The sequence below is a fragment of the Candidatus Hydrogenedentota bacterium genome, from assembly GCA_016791475.1.
Taxonomy (GTDB): domain Bacteria; phylum Hydrogenedentota; class Hydrogenedentia; order Hydrogenedentales; family JAEUWI01; genus JAEUWI01.
This window is the reverse complement of record JAEUWI010000096.1, coordinates 1-16,928: the sequence shown is the minus strand read 5'-3', so window position 1 is coordinate 16,928 and position 16,928 is coordinate 1. Positions and strand designations below refer to the sequence as shown.

Below are 16,928 nucleotides of genomic sequence, written 5' to 3'. Positions count from 1 at the left end.
ATTCCCTATTCCCTATTCCCTATTCCCTATTCCCTATTCCCTATTCCCTATTCCCTATTCCCTATTCCCTATTCCCTCTTCCCTCTTCCCTCTTCCCTCTTCCCTATTCCCTATTCCCTATTCCCTATTCATAATTCATAATTCACTATTCACTATTCACTCCCCCACGCCAACCCCTTGAATACCGCAATGAGACACGTATAAACTCCCCAGCGCAACAAAAATCCCCAGGGGGCTGTTTGCCTGGGGCAAACAAAAAAAGGGGACCCAATCCATGCGCACCGCAGACCTCCACCTCCAGCGAAGCACCGAAACCCTACTCGGCTACCTCCAGGGCATCGCCTGCGACGACCACCTCAGCGACCTCGAAATCGCAAACCTCCAAGGCTGGCTCGAATCCCACCACGCCCTCCGAGAACACTGGCCCTTCGACGAAATCACCGGCCGCGTCGAAACCATCCTCCGGGATTCCGTCATCGACGAAGAAGAACGCGCCGAACTACTCGAATGGTGCGCCGACCTCTCCCTCGACACCCATCCGGCCTACGGCCTGATCGACATGGCCACCCGCCAACTCCACGGCGTCCTCCACGGCATCCAGTCCGACGGAGAAGTCACCGAAGAAGAAGTCTACGGTCTCCGCGACTGGCTGGAAAACTTCCGCATTTTCCGAGGCGCCTGGCCCTTCTCCGAAGCCTTCGCCCTCGTCGATCACATCCTCGAAGACAACCACGTAAGCGCCGAAGAACTCCACCAGCTCCACACCTTCTGCAAGCAATTCTCCGAACGCCCCACAAACCTCCGCCCCATCGAAGAGAAAACCAAAGCCTGGGCCGCCAACGCCGCCCCCTACCTCCAGCCCGTCGGCGGAATCTGCCAGCACGACATCCCGATCATTTTCGAAGGGAAATGCTTCTGCTTCACCGGCGGCAACAAACAATTCAAACGCGCCGCCCTCTGCCAACACGTCACCGAACGCGGCGGCAGATTCACCGACACCATGGTGAAAGACCTCGACTACCTCGTCCTCTGCGAAATCGGAAGCCGACTCTGGGTCTATGAAACCTATGGCAGAAAAGTGGAGGCCGCGATGGCGAGACGGATTCCGATAATTACTGTGGAGCGGTTTCTTGGGGTGTTCGATATGTGAAATACTGACGACCTAGGATGAAAATTATGGTCGCCTGGTCGGTGTGAGTTCGCACTATGGTCGGGTTTAGCTCGTTCAGCACGCTGAGCTTAAACAGAGGCAAGGATACTTTTCGAGACCAAGGGGGAATCAAAACTCAGGTATAGTCGATTTTACACCACAGATGGAATAATTTGCTCTAAACAACTATAGCCTATGCATTAAAGCCTTAAAGACAAAAATGTAATATTAAGTTCAGTAGCAGACACTCAAATCACGGACCACCCATCCGAATGCGGAAGGCTCTTGAGACAATGAGCAACATTGAAAAACATGAAAATCACCTTGCCCAGGTCACCCCGCAGGCGCAGAAAGTCGTAGACGTTCTAACAGAATTCGGATTGCCTTCAGACAATATTATCGCGGAGCAGTCCGAGCTTGTGAGGATTGGCCAGAATCTCCCTTCTTATATCGCCTCCCTGCCTGATGCGGTCAAACGCGACGCAAGATACCTCTCGAAATTCGTCGTCGGAGCGGGGTTTGGACTATTCGATTATTCATTAAATGCGATATGGAATGAAGTCGTTCTGGATCTCAGAAAGAAGGCCATTTCGTATGGAATCGACATTTTCTTTGACTCTGCGTGCGGAGGAGGAAAGTCTCGTGACTTCTATAGGTCTGAAGACGATCTTGCAGCCCTCAAGGATGTCGTACTCTTAGATACATGTCGAAAACTAGAATTGATCTCGGATACGACCTACAAGAAGCTAAAGCACATACTGGAGATGAGAAACGATATTGGAATATCTCATCCGACCAATTATTCAATAAACGCGTTCGAATTACTTGGATGGCTCCAGACATGTATACAAGACGTCTTAGAGGATCGCCCCACCGAAGCTGCACTACGGGTGCAGGCATTCATTGGCAATCTAAGAAGACATACCTCACCAATTGATCTAGCTACACAAAAAGCAATCGAGAGCAACATTAAGGACCTCGCAAGCCATCATCTGGCAAGCATTCTGCGCACCATGTTTGGAATATATGTCGCTCTGGACACAGACCCTCAGGTGCGGAAAAACATCTCCGTCATCGCCCCTACGGTTTGGGAAAACTGTCGAAGCGAGCCGAAGTACAAGATTGGTCTCATACTCGAAGGCTACAACACCAACCTTCACCGCGAGAAGTACGAATTGGGAGAGCAGTTTTTCCAGATTGTGGGTGGAAACTCATTTCGCTCAGAGAGCGATAGAGCCATCAACATAGATGCGCTACTGGAGCAACTTCATGAGAAACATAATGGCTGGGATAATTTCCACCACGAGGCGCCTGTAGCGCATGAGCTGGCAACATACATACAGGATCAATCCGACATTCTACCGATCAATGCTGAAAGACTGGTAAAGGTGGTTGTGTTATGTCGCGTTGGTAATGGAGTCTCATATTGCGGTGGGGTTTCACCAAGGGGCAGGGTATATTATGACCAAATGCTCTCAAAACTTGGCGACAAGTACTCTGCGCTGGTTATAAGCGCACTCGCCCACTATGAGATTCAACCGCGTCTCAGCATCCAAACATGCAGATCTCATGCAAAGGCAATTCTTGAAACAGTCCAAGAGAGTGTAATTAACGAGCGACTAATCGAGTGTTTTGACTACTTGATTGAACGAATCGAATCGACTGGAAAGTGCATGTTTGACTCGGAGTTCAAGTTGTTGGTATCTCCATTCCTCGACTTAACTCGTCCGTAGTGTGGATTGACCTTGGCCTGCCCCCCGAAAACTGGTCCATGTATTATGAGAGTTTACCAGGGTGGAGGAACTCTGAGCGACACACGCCAAATTGCCGTGCGAGCTCGATTTTGGACAGCTACACTCCAGCCGCTAGCCGCAGTCGCTCATACTTGAAGTCGAAATCCTGTTTTGCGGCAGAGTTCATTTCTGCCCGCTTGCCGCGCAGTAGATTCCAACGCGCCACCAGCCTGGTTTCCCCCGCTGCCCCTCCGTCTAAAACATATGCGGCCCCGCAGGTTAAATCGTTTGATACTTTAAGCCTGCTGAATGGCTCTGTACTCTCGATTATCGCAAGCTCTGTTAGGGTCTTGGCAAGATAGTCTTCGAACGTTGGACATTGCAGAAGAAGTGGAACGGCGACTTCGACGCTTCCGTTAATCCCTTCCACGAAGTTTCGCAACTGATCATTGGAATCATCAAGCAAGAATCTCGTAGCTCTGAGAAAAGGCTGCGGATCCATGTCCTTATTCTTCATCTCTTGCCTCAAAGTCATCACTTCTGAGAGGACATCTTTGATTTCCGCCTTAACGGGGTCGAACTTTGAGCGAAGCAGGTCGCCAAACACGTGTGCGAGCTGGGTCTTGAGTAGCGACCTCGCGTCAGCGACAGAGTCGAATGGCAGAATTGCATTGTTCGCTGGGGCATCCATGATTTCTTGGATGAGCGAGAATGTCTTGTTCGGTAATTCCATGCCGGGGAAGTTTGCTACCTGCGCCTTGTCCTCAGTTGCATCGTAAACCTTCTTGTATGTGAGTACTTCTCGATCCACCAGGCACACAACAGGTATGGTTTGCTCGCGAGAGGTAAGAAACTCGTTGTGAGTTACGCTACGGCCGTTCGCGGAGACAGAGCCGTAACGCTTGCCCACGATCAATACGGCGATCTGGCAATCCCGCATTGCGAGATAACAGGAGTCCTCCGCGGATGCTTGAGGAAGATATCCGATGCCACCAAATTCACTGAGCACTGGACGATAAGCAAGCTCTTCTACGGTATCCTTTAACGCTTCGCGCAAGTGTTGTAGGTCTGCGATTGTCGAACTGATGAAAATATTGGGTATCACCGACTTTTGATCCTTGTGCCCGTCTTTTGGGTTGGGGAGAAAGAGCGAATAGAATTGACTATTTATAGCATATCCTATCCCTCGTACACTTGTCCGATGGTGCAGAACTTTCTCCCATGCTCTGCTTGGTCGAAGATTCGCCGGGGCGGGAACTGCATTCCCCGACGCTCCGCTTCGCATGGGATTTAACGCTGTTCCAGTGACCTCGGGGTGTGCGCCGTTCTCTCCGCGCCTCGCCAGGCAGACCTTGGGTGCGAGAGAAAAAATGCAGACGAGAGTATGGAGAGGGGGCATTCGTGCCCCCTTTTTCAATTCAATGTACGATGGAAACGCATATGCGCTGCGCGTGCAACTGCGTTTCTCGGGACTGGGGGCTGGAAAGCCCCCGCTCCATACACGCGCTATCTATAATTTCTCGTACCCGACGGCGGACCCTTCCAATCCCCCCATATCCGGCACCCAACAACACCTTCCTCCCAAAAATATTGCAACGTCCGCGCACTACTGAGAGAGAGACTCTCATCATCGCTCCCCAAACCCGGCTCATTGCAACGGTGTGAAGTGTCCCTTGGGCGTGCTCTGAAAGGGCAGCGCAGTTCATCCACGAGATTGTCCTACTCGTGGATACTACGTTCCCTGTTCCCGCGTTTCCAGGCGCCGCTTGGAAGCGCACGTGCGAGCGTACAAGCGAAAAGGGGGTTGAGCATTCCTGCTCGACATAATGCCATCGCAAATCTCAGGACGGACCCGACACTATCGAACAGGCGTGAAATCTCGACGGCGTGCAAGCTCACAGGACGTATCGTGCCATACGGCGACCGTGCCACGCGCACACCGAAACGCGACCTCAGAAGTCGCCTTGTGTCGAGCAGGAATGCTCAACCCCCTTTGGGCACAATCCCTCCTAACCCCCCACCCCACAACACCTTCCCCAAAACCGAGTGCAACGTCCGCGCCTTACTTAATGGAGGGAGATCCATCGCCGCTCCCCAAAACCGGACTCATGCCAATGGAGGGAAAAACCATGCCCGTCAATTACCCCTATGACCCGCGCTACAACGCCAAAATCTACATCCCCAAACTGACCGAGGAAGAGCGCCGCGCCCGGGCCACGCCCCTGGAGAATCTCCGCAGCCTGCGCTTCAGATCCAATGCGCCCGCTGCACAGCCGTCTCCCTCCAAAATCGCTACCCCCGAAATCGCAACGCCGCAGGACCCGACCCCGGAGGCCCCAACCGTGGAAACGCCGCCCGCCGAAGTACCGATGGTGGAAGCGCCGGCCCCGGAACCCGCCGCGCAGGACGACCCCGCGCCGGACTACCTTCCCGCCGCCTGGGAGGTCGTCTTCGCCGCCTTTCCCGAGCTCTACCCGGAGCACGCGGCGTTGGCTTCCGTTGTCGCAACGCCTCCCGGCGACGAGCACACCACGCCCCTCCCCGCAAGGCCCGCCCGAACATTCGCCGGGATGCGGAACCAACGGACACAAGGCCCGAATTGGAGAAGTGTGGACATTCCCGCCCCAACGGGTCTTCGAACGGCCCGAGGCAACGCGCGCGTCAACACCCGGGCCACCCGAATACATGCGGCGCCAACCTGAACCACTTCCGTCACGTGTCGTGCAATTCGCCGGTGAAGAAGCGCAACCTTGAATCTGCTTGGCCTCGGGCGGGAATAACCAAGGGCCTGTGCGCCGCAAATGCCCGGTCAATCCACGTACGCAAATTCCTGCAGGTTAAACACCGCAAGGCACAATTGCGCGAGGGCGTCTTGCGGCTTTCCCGGTGCGAGCGACGCCAGCAGGGCGAGGGCCTCGGCCTTTTCTTCGGCCGATGGCAGGCGTCCCAATCCGATGCGCCAGGCCTGATCTACCTGGCCGCCAATCTCTCCCGTCAACCGTGCGGCGAAGGCCTGGGCCTGTCGCTGGGCGGTGGCGTTGTTCAGGAGCCAGAGGGCCTGGGTGGCGACGCTGGTGGTATCACGGGAGGGGGCGCTGACGGCGTTGACCGGCAAATCGAAGACGTCGAACATGGGAAAGCGGAAGTTGCGGCGCTGGAGCACGTAGAGGCCCCGGCGGGTGTGGTCCGCGGGGTCGGCGGAGACGGTCCAGTAGGCGGGTGCGCCTTCGTCGCCCATCAGCGGCGGCACGACGGGCCGTCCCCCCATTTTGAGGTTGAGGGTGCCGGCGGCGGCGTGGATGGCGTCCCAAAGGGCCTCGGCTTCGAGCCTGCGTCGGTTCATTTTCCAGAGGTAGTGGTTGGCGGGGTCGATCGCCGCGTTGGCGTCGCTCTGCCAGGCGCTGTCCATCTGGTAGGCGGACGAGAGCATGATCGTGCGGTGCAATTGCTTGATGCTCCAGCCGCGCTGGACGAATTCCGTGGCGAGCCAGTCGAGCAGCTCGGGGTGGGTGGGGCGCTCGCCCATGAGGCCGAAATCGTTCAGGCTGGCGACGATGCCCCGGCCGAAGTGGCCGTACCAGATGCGGTTGACCATGACGCGGGCGGTGAGGGGGTGGGCCGGGTCGACCAGCCAGCGGGCAAGGGCGGTGCGTCCCCCGACGGCGCCGGGCACGGGCGCGGTCCAGCCGCTGGCGGCGCGGATCGCGTCGGGCAGGGCCGGGGTGGCGAGGTCTTCCGGGCGGTTAAGTTCGCCGCGATTGAGCACGTGAATCGCGGGTACGAGGTCGGGGTTTTCATGGCCCAATACGGAGACCGAGGGCACCTCGAGGATGCCGTCGAACGCTTCCCCCTGGGCGGTCTTCGGCGGCACGGCCAGGACGGCCTCGGCGACGCGCATCATGAGCGCGGCCCGTTCGGCCTTTTCCTCTTCGGTCTGGGCGCGGCCTTTCACCCGTTCGTCGAAGAGGCGCACGGCGCGACGGGCTTCGTCCACGGCGACCACGCGAGGATAGTGCTGCTTGAAGTCAGCCACGCTCATGGGCGGGACCACGGGCTCCAGCACTTCTTTGCTGCCCGCGAAGATGGCCTGCATGGCGTAGTAGTCGCGCTGGGAGATGGGATCAAATTTGTGATCGTGGCAGCGGGCGCACCCGAAAGTCAGCCCCATGAAGGCCGCGCCGGTGGTGTCCACCCAGTCCGAAAAGGTTTCGTAGCGGATTTTTTGTCCGTCCATGTTGGACTCGTGGACCTGGGGGCCAAGGGTATAGAGGCCGGTGCCGGTCCGTGCTTCGAGGCGACGCCGGTTGTCCGCGGGCACCTCGTAGGAACCGGCCTGGTCGATGTTGCCCGGCCACAGTTCATCGCCCGCGATCTGCTCCAGCACAAAAACATCGTAAGGCTTGTCGTCGTTGAAGGATTTCACCACGTAGTCGCGGTAGCGCCAGGCGTTGCGGTAGTACATGTCCGTCTCAAAGCCGCCGCTGTCCGCGTAGCGCGCCACATCGAGCCAATGGCGTCCCCAGCGCTCGCCGTAGTGGGGCGAGGCGAGCAACCCGTCGATGAGGCGCGCCCAGGCGTCGGGCGCGGTATCGTTGACAAACGTGTCCACCTGCTCGGGCGTGGGCGGCAGGCCAATGAGGTCCACATAAGCGCGGCGCACGAGGGTGCGAGCATCGGCCCGGGGCGCGGGCGTCAGCCCTTTCTGCTCCAGCGTAGCGAGGATGAAGTTGTCTACCGGGGTGCGGACCCACTCGGGCTGCGTCACCGCGGGCGGCGCCACCGCGCGAACGGGCTGGAAGGACCAGAAGGTGCGCGGATCGGCTTTTTCCCGTGTGGGGGCCTTTGGAGCGGTCTCCCGGGGATCGGCCGCGCCCTCGGCGATCCAACGCTCCAGCGCAGCGATCTCGATCTCGGTCAAGGCTTCGTCCGGTGGCATTTGCAGATCATGATCACCACGACGTACAGCCTTCATCAGCAAGCTCTCGGCGGGATTGCCCGGAACGATGGCCGCGCCGCGACTGCCGCCCGCAGCCCATCCCTCGCGCGAATCGAGCCGCAGGGCGCCCTTCTGCTTCTCCGCGCCGTGGCATGCTTCGCAGCGTGCGGCAAAGAGGGGACGCACACTGGATTCAAAGTGATCCAGCGCGGCGCGATCTTCCGCTTGTGCACCGAGGGCGATGCATGCGGCCAAAAGCCACGGGGTGAATTTCACGGGAAAACTCCAACGGGCGCGAACGAAATGCCTGCGCCCAGTCCTCGCCAATTCTAGTGCACCGGCCTGCCGTCGTCAAACGTCCGCCCTGCGGTGGATCAACCCCCGCCCGGACCGGTATACTATGGGGCATCCGAACCACGGCCCCCGTGGCCCCGCGCAGGGTTTTCATACGCGCGGCGGTTCCCTCAATCTTCCCGCGCACGCCCCGATGCGCATGCCCGCGGGGAACGGGTGAGCAATAACACCCCACAGATAGGAATCTACCATGAGCACAAAACTCGTCATCGGCATGCCTGCGGGCTCTCTCGCTGATCCCAACCGCGGCGGCAACCTGATCGGCCTGCTGAAGCACGCGGGTTTCCCGACAAAAGGCTACGACGCCGGCGGGCCCACGAAGTTTCCGCTGAACGCCGTGCTCATGGGCTGGGACGGTCGTCCGCAGGAATTTGGCGCGCAGCTCGCGATTGAAGAGCTCGATATCGCCATCGCGGGCGATGACTGGATCCAGGAGCGCGTGCTGGAGTTCAAGTACGAATATAACCAGGACATCAAGCTGGAGAAGGTGCTCTCGCTCAATCGGGGCGGCGTGCGCCTGGTCATCATTCACAATCCGCTGGCGGACGGCGTTACGTTCGACGCGTGGCTGGCCGATCTGCTCTCGAAGAAGGCCGTGATCACGATGGTGGCGGAGATGCCCTACCTGGCGCTGGACTGGTTTCAGAAGAAGATCGCGGCGCTGGGCTTTGCGGAATCCCACAGCGGCTTTTCCGTGCAGAAATTCAAGACGCCACCGCGCATCGACGCGGGCCTGGTGGTCTACGAGACCTGGGGCAAGACCGAGGCGAAGGTGGTCAACGGCTCCGTCGATTTCGGCCTGGAGATCACCCAGACCGGCAGCGCCATCCGCAACTACGGTCTTCAAATGGGCGAGGAAGTCTACAACTCCGAGACCGGCATCTGGGCCAATCCGAAGATCCGCGAGAACGAGGAAAAGCTCGAACTGGCCCGCATGTTCCTCCTGAACCTCCAGGGCTCCATCTACGCGGAAGACAAGGTGCTGTTGTTCTTCAACGTGAAAAACGAGCTGGTCCCCCCCACCCTCGATTTCCTGAGCACCAATTCCCTCTTCGGCGACGAACCCACGATGAATCAGGGGAACGGCTACACCGAATTCAGCGTGCAGGTCAGCACCTCAAACAAGACCATGGGCCTCGCCAAGGTGCGCTTCGAGCTGGCAAAGCTCGGCGCGACGCATATTGAAACCGTGCCCCTGGATTCGTGCATTACCAGCCTGGATGCGTTGGGTTTCTAAGAGGTCGGGACGGTTTCAGCGGCTTCCCTGTAAGGGTCGCATCACGTCGCGACCTCCTCGAGGATACGCCACCGCTATGAATGTGGGCGGGTTTTCACCGGGGAAGTGATTCTGGTCATGGCGTCGCCTCACCTCCGCGGGCTTGGGCGGCGATACGTCCCTTACTTTGTATTGCTTACCAGACAGAGTCCGTCTTCGCCCTCTTCGCAGAGTTCGTAGCCGCCCTTGTTATAAATCTGGATGGCGCGGAGCATTTCGGAAAGGTCGAAGTGCCAGTCCTGCGGATTGTAGTCGCCTTCGTGCGGCGTGCAGGTTTTGTCGCCCGCACCGGGATTAAAGCCGTCTTCGCCGGTGGGGTCGCAACTGAACTCGCCGAGGTTGTAGAGCTGGATCATGCGCAGCAGTTCGCTGGAGTCGATGACAAAATCGTCGTTCTTGTCTCCGGCATGGCCCGCGCGGTCGCCGTTGCTTCCGGCCAGTTCCGAACCCACCACGTACTTGTTAATGGGATCGGCCGTGTCTGAGGCCCATTGGGCGCCGGGCGCGAGTTCACCGCTGCCTTCGAGAGAGAACGAGAGGTCGAGCACCTTACCCAGCGCGATGACGGGCGTACCATCCTGCGAATTTCGCATGAAGCCGCGAAAGGGCGACTTCATCTCGGCGGAGTGGCCGTCGGCGGAGATGGCAAACTCCACGATAGAGTCGGGATACACCGGCCCCTTGTCGACTACCCAGTAAATGGCCTCGCCCGAGGGGAGGATGATCTCATTGGGATATCCGGGCGGGTCGTCGTACCAGACCCATTGGGTGTAGCAGTCGTAATTGCCCGGTACAATACTGACCAGCCCCTGGGACTGCTCCGCTTCCGAGGCGGCGTAGGAGGCATCGTCCAGGCAGCCGTGGAGCAAGAAGTGGCCGGTGTTGAAGGTCCCGTCGTAGTGCTCCACCTCCATATTGAGGTCGTAGCCGCGGGTCGTGGGGTAGTAGCCACCCTCGTGGAGGGGATAGCCCGTCTCGTCGTCCTGGTCCACGTCGATGGTTACGATCGTGTAGGAACGCCCTCGGGCGCCGTTGTCGGTGAAATTGGCCGTGTTGGCGATCTGACCACGGGCGCGGAACCAGGCATAAAGATTTTCCCCGTCGTGGGTAAATTTGAATTCCAGAAGGTCCACGTCCGGGTGATTTACGTAAGCGGGCACATCGCTTGCGCCCGTATGGTCCGTGTCGTGCTGGTCGTCCGACGGGTCGGTGTACGAGGGCACATCGGCCCAGTCGTTCATGTTACCGTCAATGGTGATTTGATGGACCGGCGCCGCCAGGGCGGTCGGGGCCAAAGCCAACACCGCCAAAGCGGCGGCCCAGTAATTCGCTTTCACGTGGGTACTCCTTTGATTACGAACTCAACGGGCATGGCCGGTAGCGGGGGTGGTCAGGCACACCCACTCCGTCCAAGGTGCATGATACCTCTTTCACCCCTCCCGGGTGAACTCTTTTGACCGAAAAATATTTCCGCCGCCCCGCCGGGCCATCCACAGGGCGACCGCCGCCAACGCCGGGAAAAGGGCCGCCGGGGCCGCCTTCATGGGCACGGTTACTCCCGCTTCCGCGCTGCCGAGCTCGTACCCCACGATCGGGTCCGCCGTGTCGGAGGCCCATTCCCCGCCGGCGGCAAACTCGCTGCTCGCCTCGACCGAAAACGAGACGTCGATGGTCTTACCCAGGGCCATGATCGGGTCGCCCGAGGGCGCATCCAGCATGAAGCCCCGGAAAGGCGCCTTGACCTCGGCCTCGTGACCATCGGGGGAAATGGAAATTTCGATGATGCAGCCGGGGTAGGCCGGTCCGCGATCCGCCACCCATACGATACCCTCGCCCGTAGGCAGGATAATTTCGCCGGGCAATCCCTGGGGCGTGTCGAACCACACCCACTGGGTGTACCAGTCGTAGGTGCCCGCCTTCACGTTGACCCAGCCGTTAGACTGGTCGGTCTGCGCCTGGAGGAATTCGGCGTTGTCCAGGCAGCCGTGGTTGAGGTAGTGCCCCGTGTTAAAGGCGTCGTCGTAATACTCCACCTCCATGTTCATGTCATAGCCCGGTGTCGTGGGATAATATCCGCCTTCGTGCAGGGGGTAGCCCGTGGCGTCGTTATTGTCGACATCGATGGTGACAATCACATAGTAGCGGCCCGCCGTACCCACGCTGGAGCTCTGCGTACGCCCGATGAGACCCCGGGTGCGGAAATAGGCGTAGAGGTTCTCCTCGTCGTGGGTGAACTTGAACTCCAGCAGGTCGGCGTCCTCATGGTCCACATAGGCCGGCACATCGAATTCCCCGGTGTGATCCGTGTCGTGCTGGTCGTCCGCCGGATCCGTATAGGAGGGCACCTCGGCCCAGTCGGCGAAAGCGCCATCAAGAACAATCCGGTGGATCGGCTCCGCAGCCGCCCGAAAGGGGCAACCCGCCAGGACGGCAAGCCCCAGGAACAAAGACATACGATGCATGTTACGCTCTCCACAAACGGCATTCCCCCCGGGCGCCGCCGGAGGAAAAGGGGCCACACCCCGAATCTACTTCCTCGGGCCATGATAACCCAACCGCTCTGTGATTGGTAGCAAATCCGAAGGTCGCCGGGCACTTGCACGCCGCCCCGATTCTTTGCTACCATACTCCGAAGTATGCCTGTGCCCAACCTTGATGGGGTTCGGGCGTCCATGCTCCCTCTCCCCCAGGAACTCGGTCAGGGCTCCCGACTTCGGTCGTGCGCGGACCGGAACCTTGTGTAAGAAAGTAGTAGAATCGTGAGCGAACGTACTTTTGTGATGGTTAAGCCCGATGGCGTTGGTCGCCGTCTTGTGGGCGAGTGCATCCGCCGCTTTGAACAGCGCGGCCTGAAGCTCGTCGGCCTGAAGGCCCAGATCCTCAGCGAGGACATTGCCAAGGCCCACTACGACGAGCACAAAGACAAGCCCTTCTTCGGCGAGCTGGTTTCCTTCATCACCTCCGGCCCCACGGTTCAGATGGTGTGGGAGGGTCCCGATGCCGTGGCGCAGGTGCGCAAGATGAACGGCGCGACCAATTGCGCGAAGGCGGACGTGGGCACGATCCGGGGCGATTTCGGCCTCAGCATGCAGAACAATATCATTCACGCTTCCGACGCGGTGGATACGGCGGTCCGCGAGATCGGCCTCTACTTCCAGGAAAGCGAACTCTTTTCCTATTCCCAACCTGACGATCAGTGGTTGAATTAAGCCCGGCTCAGGGACATCTAAGAACGAAGCAACGCTTCAGGAGGACATTCAGTGGCTGGAGGACGTAAAGCCCGCAAGGCGAAAATCAACAAGCACAAGCGCAAGAAGAAACGCCGCCAGAATCGCCACAAGACCAAAAAATAGGTCTTGTTTACCATAGGTTTGTAATGGATTCCCGGCCCTGCCAGTTCAGGGCCGGGGTCCATGCTTTATAATCCCGTTTACCAGGAGCCCCTTGCATGAGCGAAGACGGACCGAAGATTTTCATTGACGAGGGCTGGAAGGCCCAGGTCCAACGGGAAAAAGAGGAAGCGGCAAAGAAGCTTGCGGCGGGAACCGAGCCGCTTGCGGGGGAATCCGGGCAGGCCGAAGCGCCCGACGGTGATATGCTCGAATACGATCCCGAGCAGCCCTCGTTCTCGTCACTGGTTGGCAGCCTGGCCACGCAGGCCATGTTTGCCCTCGGCCTCATCGCCGATCAGGAGTCGGGCCAGGTCATGGTCAATCTCGATGCCGCGCGCTACACCCTCGATCTGCTCGCCGTCCTCATCGAGAAGACCCAGGGCAATCTGAGCGGCGACGAGGCGAAGATGCTCATCCAGACCACCGGCGAACTGGAACAGGCCTTCGCCGTGCGCGTGCAGCAGTTTCAGGAACAGGCCATGCGCCAGGGGGGAGCGGGCGACCTCCCTCCCCTTCTATAGCCCGAGCCTCCACCCTTCCCGGTTGACTCGCGCCGCGGCCAGTCAGTAGACTTCCGTGGCGGATATGACGAAACGCCTGTAACGCAAGAGGCCCGACCGATCACAGTGACGGGTGAACCACAGGCAGTTGGCGCGGGCTGGCATTTCATTGGTAGCCCCTCCCCGCCCCGAGAAATCTCATGGAGAATGGAATGCTGCGATCTTTCTTAGTCCTGACGTGTGCCTGCTGTATCGTCGCCGGCACACACCCGGCCCCGGCGCAGGAGGCCCCGCCCGCGGTCGTGGAGGAAGCGGCGAGCGCCCCCGCGCTCGATACCGCCCCCGCACCGCCCGCCACCACACCGGGGGACCTCCTCCCCACGCCCCCCAACGAGCTCACCCTGCGCTACGGCGGCGAGCTGGGCAGCGACATCAACCTCCAGGACGAGATCAACATCAACCTGATCGATCTCGACGCCCTCCGGGTCCGGCTCAGCGAGAGCGTGGCCGATCAGCAGTTTAACCTCTCCCTTCAGGAATGCATCCTGATCGCCCTCGACGACAACATGGACATCCAGATCACCGGATTCGAGCCCCTCAAGTCCGAAGAGGCGATCTACTCCGCCAGGGGCGAATTCGATCCCGTTCTGCAGGGTTCCGCCTTTTACAGCCGCGCGAACCAGTCCCAGTCCCAGCAGGTCGTGGCCTTCGGCGGTATCAACAGCGTTCAGTCCTACGACACGGTCACCAACGCCGCCCTCCTCGGCAAGCTTCACCTCGGCACCCAGTACAATCTTACCTGGGGCATGGAGAAATCCGAATCCACCTTCAGTAACTTCGTCGAAGAATACAGCGGCACCCTGACCATGCAGCTCACCCAGCCCATCCTCCGCGGATTCGGCACCAAGTACAACAAGGTCCGGATCAACCTGGCGAAGAACTCCAAGATCGCCACGGAAGCCCAGTTGCGCCTCACCGTGCTCACTACCGTCGCCGAGGTCATCAAGGGCTACTGGGATCTCGTGGGCGCCATGGAAAACCTCAAGGTGCAGTCCGAGGCGCTCGACAACGCCGAACGCCTCCTCAAGGTAAACGAGACGCGCCGGGAAATCGGCACGGCGGCGGATATCGAAGTGCTCCAGGCCAAGGCCGGCGTGGCCACCCGCCAGAGCCAGTACATCACCGCCCGCCAGCGCATCGCCGACGCCAGCAACCTGCTGAAAAACCTGCTGAACCTCCGCGACGGCGATCGCTTCTCCAAGGCGCTTATCGTGCCCATCGACCGCCCCAATCCCCGCGACCCGGCTGAATTCGACGCCAACGTCTATGAGGAGCGCGTCGTGGCCAGTATGGACGAGGCCCTCGCGAAGCGCCCAGAAATGACGATCCGCCAAATGGAAATCGACAACTCGGCCCTCGAAGAATATCGCGCCCGCAAGGAAATGATGCCCCAACTCGACCTGGTCTATCAGTACACCTCGGGCGGTCGTGACCACAAACTGAGCGAGACGCTGAGCGGAATCAGAGACCGCCAGGACTACGCCTACTCCTACGGCATTCAGGCGTCCATTCCCATCCTTAATCGCGCGGCCCGCGGCAATTACCAGCGCGCCCGGCTGGCGCGGCGCCAGGCCGAAGTTACCCTGGAGCAGGCGCGGCAACAGTTGATGCTCAACGTCAATCTCGCCGCCTCCCGCGTAGCATCCAACGCCATCCTCGTGCAGAGCAATCAGCAGGCCACTCGCCTTCAAATCGCCAACGTGGCCGCCGAAGAAAAGCGGCTCCAGCTTGGCGTGACCACGAGCTGGCAGGTGCTCCAGATCCAGCAAGACCTCACCACGGCCCAGGTGCAGGAACTGATCTCCAATATCGAATATGAAAAGTCCCTCGTGGAGTTGCAACTGGCCGAAGGCACCATCCTCGACAACCTCGGTATCGAGCTGCCCGTACCCGAAGCCGAAGACGCGCCGGTGACCTACATGGAAAGCGTGCGCCCGCGCTGGGAATAGTAGAACCGCGCACATCGCACTTCCGCACCCCAGTGGATCCTGCAAGGCCAGGGGTTCCCGTGATTTCTTCGCCCCAGGCCCCATAAGACCCATAAGACCCATAAACGCTACCCCCGAAAGCGAAACATGACCCAGAAATTCTCTATCGCACTCCTCGAAGGTGACGGCATCGGCCCGGAACTCTCCGTCGAAGCCGTCAAGGTAATCGAAGCCGTCGAGCGCATCAGCGACGTTAAGTTCGATATTCTCCGCGCTGATTTTGGCGGCGCCGCCTACTTCAAGCATGGTACGGCCTTCCCCGATGAAGCCAAGGCCGTGTGCGACAAGGCGGACGCCATCCTCAAGGGACCCATCGGCCTCAGCTTCGAGGAGTCGAAAAAGATCCCGGTGGACGAGCAGCCCGAGCGTGGCGCCCTCCTGCCCCTGCGCCGCCGCTACAACACCTTCGCCAATTTCCGTCCGGTTTACCTGCCGCCGGAACTGGCCCATTTCTCCCCCCTGAAGCCCCATGTGGTCCAGGGCGGCATCGACCTGATGATGATCCGCGAACTCGTGGGCGGCCTCTACTTCGGCAAGAAAGAAGGCGGCGTGAATGCCGAGGGCAAGCGCTTCGTTGATGAGCACCTGGAATATGACGAGGACCAGATTGCAGCCATCATGCACGTGGCCTTCAAAGAAGCCATGGGCCGCAAGAAGGTCCTGCACAACGTGCATAAGAGCAACGTGCTGAAATCCAGCGTGCTGTGGAACGACGTGCTGGCGGAGATCGCGCCGGAATACCCCGAGGTCGAAGTGAAGCACATCATCGTGGACGCCGCCGCGACGGCCCTCGTGATCAATCCGCGCCAGTTTGACGTGATGGTCATGGAGAACATGTTCGGCGACATCCTCAGCGATCTCGGCGGCGGCATCCTCGGCTCGCTGGGCCTCATGCCCTCCGCGTGCGTCGGTCCGGACAAAGCCTACTACGAACCCAGCCACGGCTCCGCGCCCGACATCGCCGGTCAGGGCATCGCCAACCCCTACAGCATGATCGGGTCCGTCGCGCTGATGCTCGACAAAAGCTTCGGCCTCAAGACCCAGGCCCGCCTCGTGTGGGACGCCATGCGCAGCGTATTCGGCGCGGGCATTACCACGGCGGATCTGCGCGATCCGGAAGGCAAGCTGACGATCATGAAGACCAGCGAATTCGGCGATAAGGTTGTGGCCGCGCTGAAGGGGTAGGGACGAGACACACCGGCTGAAGAATTTTTGGCCGCGAAAGAACTCAGAGAGCGCAAAGAGGAATTTCTTCTTTGCGCTCTTTGCACTATCATCCGTCACAACGAGTTTACACCTTCGATGGCATTATAGGCGCATACCGCAACGTGCTTACCGAAGTAGAATTCGTGATGCGTGGCTTCCGTGATAGATCTTCCCACAGATCTACACAGATCCGCACAGATGAGAGAAGAAGAGAAGAACGCAGGCCTCAATCAGCAAGGTGAGGGGTTTGATTGTTTTAGGGTGCAGTTTTAATACTACCGCTCAAGCGGCGTGCTGTAGGGCCAAGTATTCTTTCCAAAAGAGGTCCCATCG

12 protein-coding genes are annotated in these 16,928 nt (G+C 59.4%); 8 read left to right on the top strand and 4 right to left on the bottom strand.

Annotated elements, in window-relative coordinates; genetic code table 11:
- The first annotated feature begins 274 nt into the window (after positions 1-274).
- Complete coding sequence (locus tag JNK74_27670) at positions 275-1,150, top strand: hypothetical protein (GenBank protein MBL7649970.1); 876 nt, start codon at positions 275-277, stop codon at positions 1,148-1,150.
- Positions 1,151-1,443: 293 nt separating this feature from the next.
- Complete coding sequence (locus tag JNK74_27665; protein ID MBL7649969.1) at positions 1,444-2,883, top strand: hypothetical protein; 1,440 nt, start codon at positions 1,444-1,446, stop codon at positions 2,881-2,883.
- Positions 2,884-3,001: 118 nt separating this feature from the next.
- On the opposite strand, the gene JNK74_27660 is transcribed toward JNK74_27665, so the two are convergent.
- Positions 3,002-3,988: a DUF4062 domain-containing protein gene (locus JNK74_27660; GenBank protein MBL7649968.1), complete on the bottom strand. Its 987-nt coding sequence runs from the start codon at positions 3,986-3,988 to the stop codon at positions 3,002-3,004.
- A 1,024-nt stretch (positions 3,989-5,012) separates the two neighbouring features.
- Here JNK74_27660 and JNK74_27655 point away from each other — a divergent pair.
- Positions 5,013-5,585 carry a hypothetical protein gene (locus JNK74_27655; protein MBL7649967.1) on the top strand — a complete coding sequence of 191 codons (573 nt, stop codon included), beginning with the start codon at positions 5,013-5,015 and terminating at the stop codon, positions 5,583-5,585.
- A gap of 107 nt (positions 5,586-5,692) precedes the next feature.
- Here JNK74_27655 and JNK74_27650 read toward each other — a convergent pair whose 3' ends face one another.
- Entirely contained in the window at positions 5,693-8,095 is a 2,403-nt protein-coding gene (locus JNK74_27650; protein ID MBL7649966.1) for a PSD1 domain-containing protein, read from the bottom strand.
- Positions 8,096-8,363: 268 nt separating this feature from the next.
- On the opposite strand from JNK74_27650, the gene JNK74_27645 reads away from it, so the two are divergent.
- Entirely contained in the window at positions 8,364-9,410 is a 1,047-nt protein-coding gene (locus JNK74_27645; GenBank protein MBL7649965.1) for a hypothetical protein, read from the top strand.
- A gap of 161 nt (positions 9,411-9,571) precedes the next feature.
- Here the strand turns inward: JNK74_27645 and JNK74_27640 are convergent, their stop codons facing one another.
- Together JNK74_27640 and JNK74_27635 are read right to left on the bottom strand one after the other, a co-directional pair.
- Positions 9,572-10,786: a hypothetical protein gene (locus tag JNK74_27640; GenBank protein ID MBL7649964.1), complete on the bottom strand. Its 1,215-nt coding sequence runs from the start codon at positions 10,784-10,786 to the stop codon at positions 9,572-9,574.
- 93 nt (positions 10,787-10,879) lie between these two features.
- Positions 10,880-11,911: a hypothetical protein gene (locus JNK74_27635; GenBank protein ID MBL7649963.1), complete on the bottom strand. Its 1,032-nt coding sequence runs from the start codon at positions 11,909-11,911 to the stop codon at positions 10,880-10,882.
- Positions 11,912-12,208: 297 nt separating this feature from the next.
- Between JNK74_27635 and ndk the strand changes: the two genes are divergently transcribed.
- From ndk to JNK74_27615, 4 genes are all read left to right on the top strand, one after another.
- Positions 12,209-12,658, top strand: coding sequence for a nucleoside-diphosphate kinase (ndk, locus tag JNK74_27630; protein ID MBL7649962.1), 450 nt, complete (start codon positions 12,209-12,211; stop codon positions 12,656-12,658).
- Positions 12,659-12,897: 239 nt separating this feature from the next.
- Positions 12,898-13,362, top strand: coding sequence for a DUF1844 domain-containing protein (locus JNK74_27625; protein MBL7649961.1), 465 nt, complete (start codon positions 12,898-12,900; stop codon positions 13,360-13,362).
- Positions 13,363-13,553: 191 nt separating this feature from the next.
- Complete coding sequence (locus JNK74_27620; GenBank protein ID MBL7649960.1) at positions 13,554-15,350, top strand: TolC family protein; 1,797 nt, start codon at positions 13,554-13,556, stop codon at positions 15,348-15,350.
- 126 nt (positions 15,351-15,476) lie between these two features.
- Positions 15,477-16,574 (top strand): 3-isopropylmalate dehydrogenase, encoded by a 1,098-nt coding sequence (locus tag JNK74_27615; GenBank protein ID MBL7649959.1) that lies wholly within the window; start codon positions 15,477-15,479, stop codon positions 16,572-16,574.
- Positions 16,575-16,928: the final 354 nt, after the last annotated feature.

What these genes read in the sequence shown, in the direction of transcription:
- JNK74_27635 (MBL7649963.1), bottom strand. Translation starts at nt 11,911, where the DNA reads ATGCATCGTATGTCTTTGTTCCTGGGGCTTGCCGTCCTGGCGGGTTGC.
- JNK74_27655 (MBL7649967.1), top strand. Translation starts at nt 5,013, where the DNA reads ATGCCCGTCAATTACCCCTATGACCCGCGCTACAACGCCAAAATCTAC.
- JNK74_27670 (MBL7649970.1), top strand. Translation starts at nt 275, where the DNA reads ATGCGCACCGCAGACCTCCACCTCCAGCGAAGCACCGAAACCCTACTC.
- JNK74_27645 (MBL7649965.1), top strand. Translation starts at nt 8,364, where the DNA reads ATGAGCACAAAACTCGTCATCGGCATGCCTGCGGGCTCTCTCGCTGAT.
- JNK74_27615 (MBL7649959.1), top strand. Translation starts at nt 15,477, where the DNA reads ATGACCCAGAAATTCTCTATCGCACTCCTCGAAGGTGACGGCATCGGC.
- JNK74_27620 (MBL7649960.1), top strand. Translation starts at nt 13,554, where the DNA reads ATGCTGCGATCTTTCTTAGTCCTGACGTGTGCCTGCTGTATCGTCGCC.
- JNK74_27665 (MBL7649969.1), top strand. Translation starts at nt 1,444, where the DNA reads ATGAGCAACATTGAAAAACATGAAAATCACCTTGCCCAGGTCACCCCG.
- JNK74_27625 (MBL7649961.1), top strand. Translation starts at nt 12,898, where the DNA reads ATGAGCGAAGACGGACCGAAGATTTTCATTGACGAGGGCTGGAAGGCC.